The organism is Chitinophaga sp. YIM B06452, assembly GCF_039655965.1.
Taxonomy (GTDB): Bacteria; Bacteroidota; Bacteroidia; order Chitinophagales; family Chitinophagaceae; genus Chitinophaga.
Genome location: NZ_JAWLKY010000003.1, coordinates 284,966 through 304,726 on the forward strand (window position 1 = coordinate 284,966; position 19,761 = coordinate 304,726).

Annotated in this window: 12 protein-coding genes; 10 read left to right on the forward strand and 2 right to left on the reverse strand. The window is 50.9% G+C overall.

Going from position 1 to position 19,761, the window contains the following annotated elements; translation table 11 throughout:
• Positions 1 to 64: 64 nt before the first annotated feature.
• The 4 genes from R3I13_RS17960 to R3I13_RS17975 all read left to right on the forward strand — a co-directional run bounded on the left by R3I13_RS17960 (position 65) and on the right by R3I13_RS17975 (position 7,830).
• Positions 65 to 1,303 carry a FecR domain-containing protein gene (locus R3I13_RS17960; protein WP_346319340.1) on the forward strand — a complete coding sequence of 413 codons (1,239 nt, stop codon included), beginning with the start codon at positions 65 to 67 and terminating at the stop codon, positions 1,301 to 1,303.
• 545 nt (positions 1,304 to 1,848) lie between these two features.
• Positions 1,849 to 5,094, forward strand: coding sequence for a SusC/RagA family TonB-linked outer membrane protein (locus R3I13_RS17965; protein WP_346319341.1), 3,246 nt, complete (start codon positions 1,849 to 1,851; stop codon positions 5,092 to 5,094).
• Between the two features lie 15 nt (positions 5,095 to 5,109).
• Positions 5,110 to 6,609 carry a RagB/SusD family nutrient uptake outer membrane protein gene (locus tag R3I13_RS17970; RefSeq protein ID WP_346319342.1) on the forward strand — a complete coding sequence of 500 codons (1,500 nt, stop codon included), beginning with the start codon at positions 5,110 to 5,112 and terminating at the stop codon, positions 6,607 to 6,609.
• A gap of 75 nt (positions 6,610 to 6,684) precedes the next feature.
• Positions 6,685 to 7,830 (forward strand): TlpA disulfide reductase family protein, encoded by a 1,146-nt coding sequence (locus R3I13_RS17975; protein ID WP_346319343.1) that lies wholly within the window; start codon positions 6,685 to 6,687, stop codon positions 7,828 to 7,830.
• A 169-nt stretch (positions 7,831 to 7,999) separates the two neighbouring features.
• Here the strand turns inward: R3I13_RS17975 and R3I13_RS17980 are convergent, their stop codons facing one another.
• The gene (locus R3I13_RS17980) at positions 8,000 to 8,827 is read right to left on the reverse strand and encodes an HAD-IIA family hydrolase (protein ID WP_346319344.1); all 828 of its coding nucleotides are present in this window, start codon (positions 8,825 to 8,827) and stop codon (positions 8,000 to 8,002) included.
• 325 nt (positions 8,828 to 9,152) lie between these two features.
• Positions 9,153 to 10,175, reverse strand: coding sequence for a ribosome small subunit-dependent GTPase A (rsgA, locus tag R3I13_RS17985; protein ID WP_346319345.1), 1,023 nt, complete (start codon positions 10,173 to 10,175; stop codon positions 9,153 to 9,155).
• Positions 10,176 to 10,595: 420 nt separating this feature from the next.
• Between rsgA and R3I13_RS17990 the strand changes: the two genes are divergently transcribed.
• The 6 genes from R3I13_RS17990 to R3I13_RS18015 all read left to right on the forward strand — a co-directional run bounded on the left by R3I13_RS17990 (position 10,596) and on the right by R3I13_RS18015 (position 19,760).
• Entirely contained in the window at positions 10,596 to 11,186 is a 591-nt protein-coding gene (locus R3I13_RS17990; protein ID WP_346319346.1) for an RNA polymerase sigma-70 factor, read from the forward strand.
• A 157-nt stretch (positions 11,187 to 11,343) separates the two neighbouring features.
• Positions 11,344 to 12,510, forward strand: coding sequence for a FecR domain-containing protein (locus tag R3I13_RS17995; protein WP_346319717.1), 1,167 nt, complete (start codon positions 11,344 to 11,346; stop codon positions 12,508 to 12,510).
• Positions 12,511 to 12,518: 8 nt separating this feature from the next.
• Positions 12,519 to 13,439, forward strand: coding sequence for a TlpA disulfide reductase family protein (locus tag R3I13_RS18000; protein WP_346319347.1), 921 nt, complete (start codon positions 12,519 to 12,521; stop codon positions 13,437 to 13,439).
• 246 nt (positions 13,440 to 13,685) lie between these two features.
• Positions 13,686 to 17,135: a SusC/RagA family TonB-linked outer membrane protein gene (locus R3I13_RS18005; protein WP_346319348.1), complete on the forward strand. Its 3,450-nt coding sequence runs from the start codon at positions 13,686 to 13,688 to the stop codon at positions 17,133 to 17,135.
• A 12-nt stretch (positions 17,136 to 17,147) separates the two neighbouring features.
• Complete coding sequence (locus tag R3I13_RS18010; protein ID WP_346319349.1) at positions 17,148 to 18,608, forward strand: RagB/SusD family nutrient uptake outer membrane protein; 1,461 nt, start codon at positions 17,148 to 17,150, stop codon at positions 18,606 to 18,608.
• Positions 18,609 to 18,674: 66 nt separating this feature from the next.
• The gene (locus R3I13_RS18015) at positions 18,675 to 19,760 is read left to right on the forward strand and encodes a TlpA disulfide reductase family protein (protein ID WP_346319350.1); all 1,086 of its coding nucleotides are present in this window, start codon (positions 18,675 to 18,677) and stop codon (positions 19,758 to 19,760) included.
• Position 19,761 lies beyond the last annotated feature (1 nt).

Below are 19,761 nucleotides of genomic sequence, written 5' to 3' on the forward strand. Positions count from 1 at the left end.
TATGCTCAGCCGTAATAGACTATGGAGCTTATTGTTCTTTAGTTTTTTCATTAAAACCCGGTAAATGCAAGATAAGGACATACCTGGCCTGTTGTATAAATACCTGCAGGGGACGTTAAAAGAAGACGAACAGCGGCGGCTGGAGGACTGGAAAGCGCTTTCGCCTAACAATGCCAACCTGGTGGAGGAAATTACTTCCTCCCAGTCACTCGGTGAAAGTCTTTCGGAGTATCATCCGGACAACAAAGCGGCGTTGAGGGAGCGGATACTTAATAAGATCTTGGATAATAACAGCCAGTCTTCCCACATGCCTGAGCGTCATATGATCTTCGCGCGCCGCTGGTGGGCGGCTGCGGCTATCCTGGCGGTTATTGCGTCGTCGGTCTACTTTATCTCATCATCTTATCAGCGGTCAAAACAAAATAGCACCGCTCTGTCAACTACCCCTGCAGATATTCTTCCAGGCAGGACCGGCGCTATATTGACTTTGTCTGATGGCAGCCAGGTGGTGTTGGATAGTTTAAGCGAAGGCATCGTCTCTAATCAGAACGGTGCGGCGGTAGTTTTGAGGGGTGGCGGACTGGCCTACGATCCTGCCGGGCCGGCTTCCGGAGAAATTGCCTACAATACTGTCACAACGCCCAAGGGGCGCCAGTTTGATGTCAGGCTGCCGGACGGTACAAAGGCCTGGCTTAATGCTGCCAGTTCTATTACCTATCCTACTGTTTTCAATGGAAATGAAAGAACCGTAAAGGTAACGGGAGAAGTGTACCTGGAAGTCGTTAAAAGCAGCGTTCCTTTCAGGGTGAATGTAAGGGATAAAACAAACATACAGGTACTTGGTACTCATTTTAATGTGAACGCTTACGATAATGAAGAAAGTATAAGCACCACATTGCTCGAGGGAAGCGTGCGGATCGGACCGGTCCCGATCCCTGGTAATAACGCCGGGCCGCTGACTCCGGACGGCGAAACCGTGACGCTTAGGCCGGGACAGCAGGCAAATGTTCCCGCTGGCCCCGGGGAACACCGGGAGATCACAGTACACAGCAATGTTTCCGTAGAAAAAGTTATGGCCTGGAAAAACGGGTTGTTCGATTTCGAGGGAGCAACGCTTGGAGAAGTAATGCGCCAGTTGGAGCGCTGGTATGATGTTGATGTTGTATATGAGGGCGAGATACAGGATATGAAGCTGACGGGAAAAATGACACGGGGGGTAACGCTCAATGGCTTAATAAAAGGCCTGGACAGGCTGGGTATTCACTGTCAGCTGGAAGGCAGGACGCTGAGATTGTTCCCCTGACAACGCTTCAGGCGATAGAATTACAATGCATAAACCAACTTTTATAAATATAAATCAACCATTATTGGCGTGCATACATTACTGACATTAAAAGACCGTCATGGTTAGGCCCCATGACGGTTGGATGATTCAGTCAGTTTTCAAACGGTCGATCAACCATTATTTATTTACAACCAAATCAGGTGCAAATTATGCAAAAAAATCGCTATTGGCTTCCTGTGCGCTTCCGGGTCCTTTTTTTTGACCTTATGCTGAAGGGCGGGAACATCAACCAAATCCGCTTAGACGGATGCCATGAGCCCTTAGAAAAAAACAAAGGATTCCGAACCAAAATCTGGAGGGTTATGAGACTAACCACACTATTATTGACTTTCGCTTTTATTTCCGTCAGGGCTACAGGGTTTGCTCAAAACGTCACTATTGAAGGGAAAGATCTGACGTTCAGGAAAGTTTTTTCGATGATTGAAAAGCAAACGGGTTACGTTGTACTTACAAAGGAGGCATCGTTTTCCCAAAATCAAACGGTGTCTTTATCGGTAACTGCTATGCCATTGACCAAGTTCCTGGATATGCTGTTAAAAGACCGGTCCATTGAATATGTGATAGAGGACAAGACGATTTTCTTATCTGGAAGAAAAACGCCTGTGCCCCCGGGCGCCTCCCGGGAACGTAACACTGAGCGTTTAGCGATCAACGCATTTATTCCCATTACAGGCCGTATTGTAGATACGGCCGGCAAGCCGCTGGCTGGTGCAACGCTGACCGTCCGCGGGAAGAAAGTTTCTGCAGTAACCGACGAAAGCGGCCGGTTTAACATGCAAGCCGATGCAGGAGATGTTATCGAGGTATCTTTTATTGGCTATGAGCGAATTATATACAGGGTGAGCGCGGTCACTTCCCAAAGACCGCTTGAGCTCACAATGCGTGTGATGGCCCGGAATATCGGGGAGGTAGTGATCTCCACAGGCTACACGCAGAGAAAAGTAAGTGAACTGACCGGCTCCGTTCAGCGCTTCAGCGGCGACGATCTCCGCAGTGGTGTTTCCGGCGCTAATCCGCTCGCTATGCTCAAAGGCAAAGCCACGGGGATGTATATCGTGGAGAATGGAGGAAGTGTAGCTACCAGGGGGCAGATCGTATTAAGAGGGCAGGCTTCCATGCCTGATCAGTCCAATAGTAATTTCGGCCCGCTGATCGTTGTGGATGGCGTTATCACCACCGCCGCCAACCTGCAGGATATCATAAATCCCAACGACATCGAGAGTCTTACCGTGCTGAAGGACGCGGCCTCTGCTGCCATCTACGGTTCAAGGGCCGCGCAGGGGGTGATCGTGGTCACTACCCGCCAGGGCGCCAATGCACCGGTAAAGGTCAACCTCAACCTGAGCCATGGCGGCGTGTACAGCAACAGGCTGGTGAATTTTATGGATACGGAGCAATTGTCTGCTCATATTACACGCAGCATGCAATCACTCTACGCCGGCACACCGTCTTTACAGACGCGCTTTGGCAGCTTTGAAAATTATTTCAATGCAACGCGGATATTTACGGATGCTGACCTGGAAAAGAACTTCAGCTGGACGGATCGTGCCTTCTACCCCAATGGCAGCCTGAGCGATATCAACCTGTCACTCTCCGGCGGCACCGACCGCACCAAGGTGTATGCAGCGGTCAACTGGGTGAACCAGGACGGCACCGAGCTGAGCGATCACCTCAGCAGGAAAGCATTACGGCTTAACATCGACCAGCGTATCTCCAGGAAATTATCTTTCTCGCTCAACACCAACGTGCTGTGGGATAAGTATACGGCCACAACTTCTGAAAACCAGATTTACCTGTTTCAACCCTGGGTAACACCTTATACAGCCAATGGAGCACCGGCGGATTCTGTTCCTAATTACATTTACAATCCTTCCGGGGCAAGGGTTACACAATGGTATGATAATCCATCGTATTCACACAAATACAACACGGCCATTACCCAGCGGCAAAGCTACCTGTTCACCGGCAGGTTGAAATACGAGATACTTCCCTGGCTAACCGCGCAAAGCGCCAATACGCTGCAGTACATCAATACCAACCTGAACAGCTACCGCGATCCCCGTACGTACAGGGGCCGGTATGACGGTCCCGCCAATGCCAGGGTGCGGATAGACGGATCGATAAACATTACTGATACGAGAAGTACATACTTCCTGACCTCCAACATGCTGACGGCTAACAAGCGATTCGGTGATCATTCGCTCAGCGCACTGGTAGGGCAGGAATATGGTGAAATTCAAACAACGTCCTTGTCTGTTGACGCCTATGGAACAGCGTACCCCGGTGAACGCAACCTGGGCGCGTTCCAGAACTACGGGAATTACCTGAACAAGCAGCGCGGCATCCTGCCTACTCCAGGCTCGGCAGCACCGTTGGAGAAATCATCTTTCTCCCTGTTCGGCGAGATCAATGAGAACTACAAAGGTAAATACCTGGCGTCCGCCTCTGTGCGCAGGGATGCTTCCACGAATTTCGGCAAAGAGAACAGGTATGGTACATTCTACTCTGTAAGCGGCGCCTGGCTGATGAGCAATGAACGTTTTATGCAGCGGATCAAGCCGGTATCGAATATGAAGATCAGGGCTACGTACGGTACATCCGGAAGGGAAGCCGGCGCGGATTTCCTCAACTTCACAACCTATGCGGATGCTGTCCGTTATAATGACCAGGCTACTTACGGCGCAACGATCCAGCGTCTGGCCAATGACCAGATCACCTGGGAAACCACGTATACCACCAACCTTGGGCTTGACCTGGGATTGTGGAACCGTGTCAGCCTTACAGCCGATTACTACTACAGGAGGAGCGCAGGGCTATTGCAGAGCGTGCCGCTGCCGACCTATACCGGTTTTCCTACACAAATACGCAATGTGGGCGAACTGACGAACAAAGGCATAGAACTGACCGCATCTGCTGTCGCCGTTCAGGCCGGTAAATTCAAGTGGATCCTTGATGCCAACATCAGCTTTAACCAAAACCGTCTCACCAAAATATTCGGGGATTCCCTGATAGACGGTTTCTCCAGGGCCTATTACCGTCATCTCGGCGAAGACATCAATACGCTGCGCGCGATCCGGTATGTAGGTGTGAACCCGGATAACGGCCGGCCGCTGTTCGAACGCATCAACAGCGACAAAAGCGTGGATATCGTAGACAGTATTCCGCTGGCTAAAGCAGGCAGCCTGCACAGTTACCAGGTGATAGGCTCCGCAACGCCAAAGTTCTTCGGGGGCTTTACCAGTACCTTCGTTTACGGGGGCTTTACTTTAAGCATGCTGTTCAACTATTCCTACGGCAACGTTATCATGAACAACGCATTGCGGAATTTTATGAGCCCAAGCACCTGGCAGAATGGCTTCAATGCAGCGGCGCCAACGGAAAATCAGCGCTTCTGGAAAGGCCCCGGCGACGCCAATGCCAACTTTCCCAACTGGTATGATATTGCATTCAGCCAGCGCGGCGGTACCAACATCAATTCCTCATTGATCTACCAGGATGCAAGCTACCTGCGTTTGAGGAATATCCGCCTTTCATACAATTTCAACCGTAACCTGTTGCAAAAAATAAAGCTGTCGGGCCTTACCGCATATGCCAGCGCAGACAATGTGTTCGTGTTGAAAAGCAAAGAACTGTATGCTGCCGATCCTGAAGGAGCTACCATTGGCGCGGTTTCCAATGCCTATGCAGGTACCGGGATCTACAGCGCCATGCCCAGACGGCTCATTTTTGGTCTTAACGTAAGCTTCTAATTAAAACATTGAATCATGACCTTTTTTGATATAAAAAATTCTGTTCGCGCGGGCTTTTATGCTGCTGGTCTATGGCTGCTTGCAACCGGCTGCGACAAAAAACTGGACGGCCTTACCCCGCATAACGTAAACTTCGAGAGCCAGCAGTTTGCTTCACCCGAAGGCTTTACCAAGGCCACGATCGGCAACTATACCGGGTTGTATGCTGTGGAAAACCACTGGTTCAACATCAGTGAATTCCGCGGCAACAATGTAAGATTCATTGACCAGACCTCTACCAGCAACCTGGTGGATGCCCAGAACTTCGATGCCTTTACTTTTACCAATACGGAATCAAAGGATTTTGGATTGACGCATCAGTTCTGGCAGACCTCTTACCAGGCTTTGCTGGGCGTTAATATGGTATTGAGGAACGTAAAGGATGAAGAAACCAACCCGGTGATCCTCCAGGCAAAAGCTGAAAACCTGTTCCTGCGGGCTTTTATCAATTTTAACCTGGTGCGGGTATATGGCAGGCCTTATTATCAGTCACCGGAAACCAACCCGGGCATCCCGCTTATCCTCCAGCCGATCACCGGTACAGATAATCCTCCCGCCAGGGCGACCGTCAGGGAGATATATGACCAGATCATTGCCGACCTGAAGGCATCCATTCCGCTTTTCTCGCAAAAGAAGGTGAACAGTTTTGCCAATAAGTACGCTTCCTTCGCTTTGTTATCCCGTGTGTACCTGTATATGAGCGGTACTTTCGATGCGCCCGCTACTGACTACGCGCGGCTTTCAGAGCAGTATGCGGATTCAGTGATACTCAATGGCGGGTACACGCTGCTGCAGGGCGCGGCTTATGCGAACTATTATAAGAGCAGCAACCAGGCTAATGCCGAGACCATCTGGGCGCTCAATCATGACGCAGCGACCACGACCCTTCCGATGCTGCTCAACCAGCCGGCCGGCGTGTATGCGGGGCATCCCAGCTATTCCACCGGCCAGGTCAAACCGTCGCCCGCTTTGCTGGACCTGCTTGCCGCAAACGATCTGCGCTGGAATTTCTACATAGTGGACAAATACAGGAATAATACGACAGATACCCTGAGCACGTCAAAGTATTACTATAAGTACGTAGACGTCGGCGTTTACTACAGCAACGCACCGTTCAACCACTTCCGCCTTGCGGAAATGTACCTGAACAGGGCGGAAGCAAGGGTGAAGCAAGGCAGGAACGATGACGCCCTCACAGACCTGAATGCCATTCATACCCGCGCCGGCCTGACCGGGTTAAACGGCCTGGCCGGACAACCCCTTTTCGCTGCCATCCTCAGGGAACGCAGGCTGGAACTGGCGTTTGAGGGCCATATCGGTTATGATTACTTCAGGAACGGGTTGCCGATGGTGAGGAACTACAGTTCATTTAACTCAGCGCCCCTGACCATCAACCCGGATGATCCCCGGGTGGTGATGCGGATCTCGCTGGATGTACTGGTGGAAAATCCCAACGTAAAACAGAACGTTCAATAAAAAAATATGATGCGGGACAAACCTGCAAAACGCGGTCCGCACCTCATCTTATAAACATTCATAAATAATACGATAATGAAGAAAGTATTGCTGTTTTTTATTACACTTGGCAATATCGTTGTCTGTCATGCGCAGTTTGTGATTGATGGAAAGATTACTGGTAAAGATGTCAACAAAATTTATCTGTTCTATGCAGATAGCAAAGGCGCCCGTAAGCTGGACAGCAGTCTAGTCCGCAATGGCTCTTTCAGGTTTTCGGGAGATATCAAAGAGCCAACTATTTCCAGCTTAAGCACGGAGCTGAATCCCAGGATGGATCAGGCCAATATGGCTACCATCGTGCTGGAGCCCGCCAGCATGAAAGTTATGCTCAGCCAGGATGATTTTAAGAACGTCATAATGACCGGTTCGCGTTCGCATACGGAGTATGCCTCGGTAAATGATGAAATACAAAAGATCCGGACGCGCTGGAAAGAGGTGATGGATACCCTGAGCGCCGTTAATAAGAGAAGCAACTTTGAATTCCAGGAGCTGAAGAGCTGGGTACTGAAACCTTATAACGCCGAGATCGACGAAGTACAGAGCGCATTTTTGAAAAAAAATCCCTCATCGTACATGGCGGCTTATTTTCTCCGGATGAAAGCAGGTGAGCTTTCTGCCGACTCCCTGAATAGGATATTTGCGCGTTTCCCTTTAAAGGTGCAGCAAAGCTCATTTGGCAAGGCGATTGCCGAAGAGCTGGAAAGAAAAAAGAAAGGCATCCCGGGTGTGGTTGCTCCTGGTATCGCTAAAACGGATATCGATGGTAAGCCGTTGCGGTTGTCCGACTACAAAGGCAGGTATGTATTGCTGGATTTCTGGGCAAGCTGGTGTGTGCCATGCCGCAAAGGCAATCCCCATCTTAAAGAACTGTATGCGCATTACAAGTCAAAGGGGCTTGAGATTATTGGCATATCTGACGATGACCGTAATCATGGCGCATGGCATAAAGCGGTGGCAGATGACGGCATTGGTATGTGGAAGCACGTACTGCGCGGACTGGACATGGAGAAGAGAATGAGGAACGAAGCTAACCCGGATGACTTAAGCGAAGCATACGGTATCCGGACACTGCCCACGAAAATTCTCGTAGACCGGAATGGAGTGATCGTGGGAAGATATAGCGGGGGAAGTGAAGACGATGCTGCTTTGGATGCCAAATTAGCTGAGGTAATGCCATAGATATTGGTCTTAAACCCATTTTAAAAAACGGGCGGTATGCAAATGCATTTCCGCCCGCTTTTTTATTAAAAGTCTGCAATCAACAAACAATGAGGCGCAGCCTCATTGTTTGTTGATTGAAAAATACTTAACCCGCTATCAAAAAAGCCTCTTATTTTTTGAAACCACTTTACCTGTATTGCTCTTCTTCGATATTTTCCTTTTTGTTTTCCAGCACCCGTTCAAACAGATCAGAATCAAGCAGATCCTTCACTGAGGATATTATAAAGTCTGGCTGATAGCTGTATTTATCAACGTCCTCGGCCTTTGTTACGCCTGAAAGCGTAAGTACCGTGGTAAAGCCCATAGAGCCGGCGCCCAGGATATCAGTTCCCATGGTATCACCGATCATCACCGTCTGGTCGGTGGAGAGCCCCAGTTTTTTACGGGCCATCCGCATCATCACCGGGCTGGGCTTGCCCACACTGAATGCCTGCTTGCCGGTAGCAAACTCTACCATTGCCACAAAGGCGCCACAACCAGCCCGGTATTTGCCATTGCCAACAGGGCAATTGGGGTCCAGGTTGGTGGCTATGAGCTTGGCGCCATTCATGATCATGTTGATCGCCTTATCGACTGATTCGAGCATGATGGTGCGGCCCTCGCCGATGATCACATAATCAGGGTGGTCATCCACGATCGAAAAACCGGCAGCATGGAGCTCGGCCAGCAGCCCGCCTTCGCCAATCACATACGCGGTGGCCTCAGGGGTACGGGAAGCAAGGTACCTGGCTGTTGCCATCCCGCAGGTAAAGATGTCCTCGTCCTCGACATTAAAGCCCAGTTTGCGAAGCTTGTAGGAAACGTCACGGTTGGTACGCTGACTGTTGTTGGTCAAAAATAGGAATGGGAAGCCCCGGTCGCGGAGGTTGTTGATAAATTCTACTGCTCCCGGAATTGGTTCTGCGCCGTGGTAGATGACGCCATCCATGTCGATTAAAAATCCTTTCTGATTCATAGTGATGTTTTTTTATGGGCCACCGGACAGTTCATTGCTGGCAGATCATATGGAAACGACCAGGCAAGGCGTATCGGTTAGCAAGACAAAAGCGAATTAGACTTGGTTCGTGGAGAATTAGAAAGGCAAGAAAGGTCAGCGTGTATATGCATGGCCTATGGCCGAATATACAACAAAATGTTGAAACGTTTAATTTTTAGAGGTGTTTTCAATTTATCAATTCTGACCGGCACCCGGCTTCGGGTTGATAACCAGCGAAATTACCCAACCAAAAAAATAGCGGCCTGTAAATACACAGGCCGCTATTTTTTCATTATTGCCGGTATCAATACTTGGTGTCTTTACGGTGCCTGAATACCTGTTTGGCCATTTTAGTGAACTGCTTTTCATTTCGCTTCCTATCCGCTTCACTGGCCTGGAAATGATATTGCTCGCGCATTAGTTTCAGGTAGCTGCGGTATACGGGCTCAGGCAATGTGCCGTTGCGGACAGCTGCGACGACGGCGCAACCGGGCTCATGCTGATGGGTGCAATCTCCAAACCGGCATTGCGGCGCCAGCTCATCTATCAGCGGGTGATGAACGCCTTCGCTTCCGCTCTCTCCTGTAACGCCAAACTCGCGCATGCCCGGCACATCGATGATCATGCTGCCATTGGGAAGCAGTACGAGATGCCTGGCGGTGGTGGTATGTTTTCCCTTGCTGTTGGCGGTGCTGGTAGCGCCTTCTTTCTGCAGCCTGTAACCCGCCAGGCTGTTGAGCAGTGTGCTTTTGCCTACGCCAGACGATCCCAGCAGGATGTAAGTGTGCCGGGGCAGAAGGTATTGACCCGCCCACTCTTCCTGCAGCGCCTGATCCAGCGCACTGGTGAGTACTACCGGGCAATTGTATCCCAGCTCCTGTACCGCTTGCCGGTACGTTTCCGGATCAGGTACGAGGTCTGCCTTATTGAGAATGACGACAGGCTGAATATTGCACTGTACAACCTGCTGCAGGTAACGTTGCAAACGCATAAGGTTGTAATCGCGGTCGAGCCCCTGCACAATAAACGCCGCATCGATGTTGGCAGCAAGCACTTGCCGCGTACTGTGCGTACCGGGCGCTTTGCGGCTGAGCGCGTTGATGCGCGGTAGTACGTCGATGATGATGCCTTCCTCATCGTAACGTTTGACCAGCACCCAGTCGCCTACTTTGGGATAGGCTTCCGGTTCGCGGCTGTTGATGAGCGCGCCGGCAAGTTGCGCTTCTACGTTGCCGGTGCCGGTGATCAGCAGATGTTTAAATCCTTGTATGGACAAGACTCTCGCAGCTTCGAGGTCCTGGGATGTGTTTAATTCGGAATGACGCATAAAATGCTCATTCCATCCGTACGACTGTAATGCCGACATGGTATAACAATTCTGTCTTGCGTATGCGGACAGGCATAGCAAGCCGGTTTCAATAAATTAATTGAAGACATTCAACGCAGGTAGCCGGGGAGTATCAAAGCGGGAATGCTTTGTGGGCCTGCGTTAGGCGACAATGATCGACTGAGGGTAATATGTTGATTGGCGTGTCATGAGGCATAAAGGTAATAAAATATCGCGTAATACCCGGGCCAAAAGAAAATGGACAAACCAGGAGTATTTCCGATTTCTCCATTTAAGGTGCGCCTAAGTGGACTTATTCTCTACACAGACAATGTATACAATCGCATAAAATACTGAAACGACCTAAAATCTATCCATCATTTCCCGCGAATTTGTACATTTATTCGAAATCAGGTATCTATGGGTCTTCTCCCTGCAGACCAAGAAAGGGAATTACTAGCTGGTGTGGCCGGACGGGATCACCAGGCGTTCCGTGCCATTTACGATAACTACGGCAGGAAGGTCTATACCTATGCATTACAATTGTTGCATTCGGAGTCTGAGGCGGAAGAAATGGTCCAGGAAGTATTTTTAAAGCTTTGGTTAATGGGGGATCGCGTACTGGAGATTGCCAACCTCGAAGCCTATTTAAGAACCCTGACGAAGCACCGGTCTTTAAATGTGCTGCGCCGGATGGTATTGGAGGGGAAGGTAGAGAAGGCTTTGGGGAAAGACTGGCGGGAGGAAACCAACGATATGGAAGACGAAATCCTGATCAGGGACGTACGGAATGTGCTGAACAGGGCCATAGATGCATTGCCCAGGCAACAAAAAGAAGTTTATATATTATGCCAGCAACAGGGGCTCAAGTACGAAGAAGCGGCGGAACGCCTGGGCTTATCCCCGTTGACCGTCCAAACGCACGTCAAACGGGCCCTTAAATCTGTCAGGTCATATGTTAAAGACCATACTGACATAGCGGCAATTTTGATCATATTAAAGTTGATATAATTTCAAGGCGTTGGTCACCCCCTGGCCGGCGGACAAAATTCGCTTACATCCTCGCTACCCCGGAAAAAGATAAAAATTCTATTGTTTCGTGTACCCCGATCTCCCAGGCCCAGGTGTCTTTCAATGAAATGGGCCAATCAGGCCGTAATTGCATTATATGGATTCGAATCGGATAAATGCGCTGTACCGGGCATACTTAGACAGAAATATGAGTCCCGAAGAGCTGGAAGAGTTCCGGCAAGTGATCCTGGATACCGGGCAGGAAGCCGCATTGGATCAGCGGATGGACGAACATTGGAACGAATTGGCCGGCGATGCGTTGGCATTTCTGCCCAAAGACAGGGCAGATGAGGTTTTCAACCGTATTGTGGAACAACAGGCTCCGGCATCCAGGCGGATCAGGCTTTGGCCGCGCGTAGCTGTGGCTGCCGCCGCCGTTGGCGCAATCATATTCGGAATTTCGCTATTTGCGGACAGGCAGGCTGATGCCCCCGTTGCCAGGGCCGAAAGCCAGGTAAATATTCCTGCGGGGACTACCGGTGCCACGCTGACCTTATCAAATGGAAAAAAGATTAAGCTTTCTGAAGCGGCCAACGGCGAGTTGGCCGAAGAAGCCGGCGTGGTAATCCGTAAGTCGCCGGGTGGGCAGCTGGTGTATGAAGTGAAAGGGGCCAAAGGAGCATCCGCGGGTTTCAACAAGTTGTCGACCGCCCGGGGAGAAACATACCAGATCCACCTTCCGGACGGTTCGGACGTCTGGCTGAATTCAGCCTCCAGCCTGGTATTTTCTTCCGGCCTGATCAGTAACGGTAAGCGTTTGGTCCAGCTGGAGGGGGAAGCCTATTTTGAAGTAGCTAAAGACAAACGACATCCTTTCGTCGTACAAAGTCATAACCAGGATATCGAAGTGGTAGGTACGCATTTCAATGTCAACGCCTATCCGGATGAACCGGTTGTAGCCACCACATTGCTGGAAGGCGCCATCGACGTCAGCGCCGGCGGAACAAAACGGAGGATCAGGCCTGGCGAACAAGCCCTGAATAAGGCCGGCCAGATAACCATACAGCCAACCGATACCGATAATATCATCGACTGGAAGAACGGTGATTTCGCATTGAACAACATTGAATTCAAAACAGCCATGCGAAAGATCGCCAGGTGGTATGATATGGAAATTATTTATGACGATGCCGTTCCGGATAACCTGGAGTCGGGGGGATGGATATCCAGGCAAAAACCGCTCGCTGCGGTGCTTAAATCGATTGAGTCTTCCGGTTTGGTAAAATTCCGGGTGGAAGGCAGGAAAATTTATGTAACACGATAGGTCAACCAATGAAATCAATTACACTGTTTATATTATTCACCTGCCTCGCAGGTATTGCCATCGCGCAAAATAGCTATCCCGTATCCTGGGAGTTCAGGTCTGAACAAACCGCCCCGCTCACTTACCGGGTTATTCTCCGGGCAACCGTGAAAGCGCCCTATCACATCTATCCCCGGCAGGCATCTGGTGGCATGGGACTGCCCACGGAGATCATTTTCGAAGAGAATGACAACGTTACGTTTGTGGATGAAATCCAGGAAAAGGGTATGGAACAAAAAGATGGGGAAACATTGGCATATTATGCCAAAGGGGTGACTTTCTCGCAAACGATCACGCTCAGATCCGAAAAGCCGACTTCGCTTCCCATTACCATCAAATACATGGCCTGTACAAAACAAATGTGCCTTCCTCCCGCTAAAAAACAATACACATTAGCCATCAATCATAAGGATGTGGCGGGGCCAGCGGCCGATACGGAACCGGAGGACAAAATCGAAAATTCAGTTAAAACGGATATCCGTTACGAGGATTTTTCCATGATGGGCATCAACGGGAAGTTAATATCTGCAAGCGAAGTCGTGAACAACAGCCGGTATACCTTTATAGATTTCTGGGCGAGCTGGTGCGCTCCATGCCGGAAGCAAGGGCGCGGGCTGATTCCCATATACAACAAATACAAAGGAAAAGGCTTCGGGGTGATAGGCGTTTCGCTTGACACCGATGGCACAGCCTGGAAAAAGGCCATCCAGTCGGATGGGTATACCTGGACAAACTTATGCGACCTCAAGGGCTTTGCATCTCCTTTAAGCAAAAAATATAATATCACGGCCATCCCTAGAAATATACTCATCGACCGGAATGGTCAAATCATCGCGAAAGATCTGCACGGGAAAGAACTGGAAGCAACGATCGAGAAACTGTTTAAGTAAAGCTGTAAATATCAACCAAATCAGAATTCATCAAATCAACCAAACATGAAGAAGAATTTGCCTTAGCCAAAAAAACTAGTCCCAACTATGCCGGGACTAGCCAGTCTGGAATCAACTAAAATCAGTTACAGCAAGCTGCCGGTCGAAAAGCGCTTGCTGTGTAACATCCAAACTAATCAAATGTATAGAATTTTTAACAGATGCCGGGGGTATTCAACCTGCCCCCGCCCTAAAATCGTGCTCGTTATGCGATTAACCACCGTGTTATTAATTGCATGTATGCAGGTCAGTGCTGCGGGCTTCGGACAGCAGATCACCATCAACCAGAAAAACGCTTCACTGGCGTCTGTCTTAAAAGCCATCCGGAAACAAAGCCAATATGACTTTTTCTATGACGGGAAGATCATTCCCAAGGATAAGTTCATTGATGTAAACCTGAAAAATGCGGATATCGACGAAGCGCTCAGATCCGTGCTCGAAGGCGTATCGCTGACTTATACCATCGACGGGAAGATCGTGACGATCGTCAGGAAGTCCCCGGCAAAGGCGGCAGGCAACGGACAGGTCGTGGAGCTGATCGAGGTGCGGGGTAAAGTGGTGGATGAAAACGGTAAGCCGATGCCGGGAGCATCCGTGTTTGAAAAGGATTCCAGGAGCAGGACGACTACGGATGAGAAAGGCGAATTTATACTACGGAACATCGAGGAGAATGCCACTATTTTTATCGCTTATGTTGGTTATCATCCCGCCGAACGCATTGTAGCCCGTGAACTTGGAACGATAAAAATGGAGCGGGCCACCGGGAAGCTGCAGGAAGTGGAAGTTTTCAACACGGGTTACGAGAAAATCGACCGCTCCCGGAGCGCCGGATCGTTTTCCAAGCCCGACCTGAAAATAATGCGCAACCGCACCACCAGTACCAATGTACTCTCGCGCCTCGAAGGCCTTATTCCGGGTTTGTCCAGCGGCAGCGGCGGGCAATCGGGAGGAATGGTCATCCGCGGTTCCACTTCCATCAACGCCGCAACGGAACCGCTGGTGGTGGTTGACAATGTGGAAGTTCCGAATATTAATTATGTGAACATGCAGGACGTGGAGGATATTACCGTTTTGAAAGATGCCACGTCCGTTTCCATATGGGGCGCCAAAGCCGCCAATGGCGTAATTGTGATCACCACCAGGAAAGGGAAGGCCGGCGAGGCTTTGAAAGTGGATTACGATGGCTACTATTCCTTTAACGGCCGGCCCCGTCGCGATTACCTGCCCGTCTGGGCCAGTGGCGCGTACATCAAAAGCCAGCAGGAGATTTTCGGCCTTGAAGCCGCAGGCACAACCTATGCTGCCGCAAGCGCCATTGGTCTTTTGCCTCACAAACAGGTGCTTTGGGATCAGCAACGGGGTTTGCTGACGGCGGGGCAGGCGCAATCCAAACTGGACAGCTTGTCGCAGCTCGACAATTGGAGCCAGCTGGATGATTACTTTGTGCGTTCTGCCGCTGAGTATAACCAGACGATTTCCGTTTCCGGCGGAGGGAAAGTATATTCCTTCTACGGTTCGCTGAACCATGTGGGTACCCGTTCCAACGTTCCCGGCGAAAAACGGAACCAGTTTAAAATCAACCTGCGCAATGATGTGAACATAGGGAAACGGGTAAAACTTTACCTGAATTCCGATCTCACCAATGTTACCAGCAGCAGCAAGGGGTCCGGCGGTAGCGGTGCCCCGCGCTATCAGTTGTACCGCGATGCGGCCGGTAATGCGCTTAATATCAACTACATTTCCCCATGGGGCGTATTTGTACCGCCCAGCGACCCTATGCGGCAGGATTACCAGGCGCGCAGCAGGGTCAACCTGGATTACAGTCCCCTTCTCGAACTGGGCCGGCGCAGCCAGCGCGGGAATATTCTCGCAGCCCGGCTCGTGGGCGGTGGTACCATCGACATCCTGGACGGCTTGAAATTTACCGGCACCTACGGCTATAACATCACATCGGTTAATGACCGGGAGGTACTGGATGAATCCAATTGGGTCGTGCGGCGCGACCTGATGATGTACACCTCGGCCCCGACCCAGGCATCCACGCCAGTATACTACCTGCCGCAGTTTGGCGGGAGGCTGAATGCGACCAACTCGCTGGAAAGGGGTTGGACGGTAAGGAACCAGCTGTCTTATGCCAGGCAATTTGAAGATCACTGGCTGAGCGTTATGGCGGGACAGGAAGCGACGCACAACCAGGGGATGAACAGCACTGCCACGTACTACGGCTGGGATGACCAGTTGCAGGTGTCGCGGCCTGTGGATTTCGCGACGCTTGCCACGGGCTTTACCGGTGTTGCCGGGCCTACCGGTACCGCCGGCCTTACCTATAACGTCGGAGGTGGTGAAGGGCGCGCAAGCAGAAGATCCTCTTACTTCGCAACGGCTGGTTATACTTATTTGTCCAAATACACCTTAAACGCGAGCTGGCGAATCGATCAGAGCAACCTGTTCGGGCTGGACAAATCGGCGCAGAACCGGCCAGTGTACAGCATAGGCGGAAAATGGGCCTTAGGCTGGGAAGAGTTCATGCGGGAGTTTACGGCACTGAACAGGCTGGATGTCCGTTTCAGCTACGGGATCACAGGAAATGCCCCTAACGTTGGACAAGCTGCCTCCTTCGATATTCTCGAGCCGGATACCGATGCAAACGCTGTGGGAGGTGCCGGCCTGATCCTTTCCGTTCCCGCCAATAACAAGCTGACATGGGAGCGGACGCGGGTGTATAACGCGGGTGTCGATTTTGCTTTCTTCAAAAACCGGCTGAGCGGTTCGGTTGACGCATATATCAAGAATACCTCCGATCTCATCGGGACGCTGTTCACTTCGCCTTTAACCGGCTATGCCAGCGTAACCGGGAACTTCGGTGATTTGCAGAATAAGGGGGTTGACCTGCTCCTGAATTCCATCAACATCCAGACGAATGATTTCCAATGGGGGACCAGCCTGGTGATAGGCTATAACCGGAACAAGCTGACGAAACTGAATATCAACCCGCCCACTACAGGGCCGGCATTGGTGCAAGCTACCATGATGGTGGGCCGCCCATTGAATTTGTTGTATTCCTATCACTACGCCGGCCTGAATGGCGAAGGGAATCCGCAGGTCAGGCGCGCGGATGGCTCGCTGACCTCTGAGCCCAATGTGACGTTGCCGGAAGATATTGTATACAGCGGGCTTACCCAGGCGCCCTGGAATGGGGGCTTATCCAATAATTTCCAGTACAAAAACTTCAACCTCTCGGTGAATATCATTTACAGTTTGGGTTATAAGATGCGCGACCCGCTGAACGGACTGGATCCCGAGAACCCCGAATTCAACGATCGCTGGCGAAAACCGGGAGACGATAGCAGGACAGATATTCCCAAGTATGTATTCCTCGCTTCCGAGAATGCCACTCGGTACCTGTGGTATTACACCTACGCCCACTCCCGCGTGCTGAACGCGTCCTATGCCAAGATCAGGGATATCAGCCTGGGATATGATCTCCCGCGATTTGTAGTGAAGAAAGTCAATGCCCAGGCAGTCACCTTGCGTTTCAACCTGTCCAATTTACTGATCTGGACGGCCAATGACCGTTTTTACGACCCGGAGAATGGCGGAGCCAGGTCCAGGCCGGCACAGGGGACCGTATCCGTAGGAGCACACGTTTCATTTTAATCATTTACCATCATGAAGACATTCAAACTAAAATATGTGCATTGCCTGGTGCTTTTTGCAGCACTCGTGCCACAGCTATCCTGTAAAAAGGAGTTCCTGGAAATCGTACCTAAAGGGCAGCAGATAGCTGCCATGACAAAAGACTACCGGCAGATACTGAACATGAATTTTCTGTCGCAAAGTAATGCGGGCGTGTATATGGGCGATGAGGTAACGGCGTTAAAGCCATTCGTCAATGAGCACACGCTCCGTACGCAGCGCCTGTTCAAATATGCGGAACGTATTTATGAGGCGGACCAGCTGCCGGAAGAGGTGAGTTCGGAAGAAGGGTACATTCGCAGGCTGTACGTATTCAACAAAATCATCAATGAAGTGATGGATTCACAAGGAGGCACCGAAATGGAGAAGAAAGCGATTCTCGCCGAGGCGAAAGCCGGCAGGGCCATCTCCAACTTCTTGTTCCTGACCGATTTTACCACGCCTTACAATCCGGCTACGGCGGCCACGGAATTGGGAATCCCCGGGCTCACCAAAGCTGACGTTACTTTGACGGATTTTAAAAGGCGGACAAAAAAGGAAAGCTATGAGCAGATCATAAGCGATTTGACAGACGCGATTCCTGATCTGGGGCCGCTGGAGCACCGATGGAAAATCTCCAGGCTGGCGGCGCACTTTTACCTGGCGCGTATTTATATGGCCATGCAAAATTTCGAGGGCGCGAAGCAGCAATTGGATGCGGCTTTCGCCGAAATCCCAAAGTCCACCATCCCCCTGGCCTTATATGACTACAACAAGGTGCTGGACCCGGATGCAGATGAATCCTGGTTCCCAATGTTACTCGGGTTGATGCTGGTGGGATTTCCACAACCGGCGGATAACACCCAAACCATTTATAGCATCCAGGTGTACGCGGTGTCGTATATAGGCGGAAATGCAAACGCCTATTTGTTGTCTCCGGCTACCATCGGCCTGTTTGATCCGCAGGATAAACGTCCTAATCTGTTTGATCCGATGGAATTCAATGGTTCCGCCAGTTTCCCATTGGGCATGCGGCACCCCATTGGTTTTGGAACCCCGGTTGGCCCTTCTTTACCCGATTTGTACCTGATGCGGGCAGAGTGCCGCGCCCGCGCCAATGACCTGGCTGGGGCAATTGCAGATGTGGAACTCCTCAGGGCTCAACGTTCCGGAGCGCCAGCAGTGCCGTCCGCCGCGGCCGCCAATAAAGATGCTTTGGTTAAATATATCCTGGACGAAAGAATTCGTGAATTCGCCTTTACCGGCCTTCGCTGGCTGGATATGAGGCGCCTGTCGGTAGATCCCGTATATCATGATCACGTCCGGTATACCCACGAGGTGCGGAGCATTGCAGGGGATATCGTAGAAACCCACGAACTGGATCCCAAACGTTTTGCACTGAAATTCGGCGAACGGATGCTCCAGGAAAGTAAAGGCCTCGAAGAAAACCCATAATCATAAACCAACCATTCCGGATCGCCGCTGTAAGAGCGGCGATTCACCATCTTAAAAAACAGCATCATGAAAAGACTGGCAGCCTTATCATTAGCCCTTACTATACCGGCCATCGGCCTGGCGCAGACCGTGTACGATATCAGGGGAATCATACCGGCAAACCACAAGGCGACAAAGGCCGTGATGTCTTACCCGCCCGACGATAAAGGAGGGGAATACGCGGCGGATACGACCGCCATCATCGACGGTAAATTCAGGTTTAAGGGAACTATCGGCCGGCCGCAACTGGCGGAACTGAACCTGATCATTCCCCGCCCCGCAGGCGGGCCGCGCCAGCGCAGCCAGGGCGGTGAAGAGGGCAATAACATGAAGAATGTAGGCCTGTTCTACCTCGACGGAACGATAGATGTGACCTTCGATACCGCTGGCATGGCGTCTTACCGTGGTGGCGGGAAGGAGCAGGACGCCTGGATGTTTTATAGCGCGGAAGCGGCGGCAAGGAGTAAAACGGCAGGCGCCGCCGATGGTATGCGGTTCTATGAAGAACTGGTTGCCGATATGGTGAAACGGTTCCCGGACGCATACGCCAGCGTAGACCTGATGGACCTGTTTACGCAAAGCTCGATTCAACCCGGACTTGTAGAACCGATGTACAATACACTAAGCAAAAGGATGCAGAATTCAGAAAAGGTATTGCGATGGAAACCGCGGCTCGACCAGGCGAAAGAGGCAATGTCGGGTACTATCACCGCGCCTGTCTTTACCATAAACGATATAGAGGGGAAACCGGTCTCCCTGGCTTCCTACAAAGGCAATTACGTATTGGTAGACTTCTGGGCCAGCTGGTGCGTTCCCTGCCGGGCCGAAAATCCGAATGTGCTGGCCGCATATGAGAAATTCAAGGGTAAGGGCTTTAAAGTACTGGGAGTTTCGCTGGACGATAACAAAGACCGGTGGTTGAAAGCCATAGCCGAAGATAAATTGCCCTGGAAGCAGGTGTGTGATTTCAAAGCTTTCAAAAGTGAGGTGAAGGAATTGTACGACATCACTTCCATTCCCGCCAACGTGCTGGTGGATCCCAACGGTAAAATTGTAGGCAAAGATTTAAGGGGGGAACATCTGCACCAGCGACTTGCTGAAATGATTAAATAAA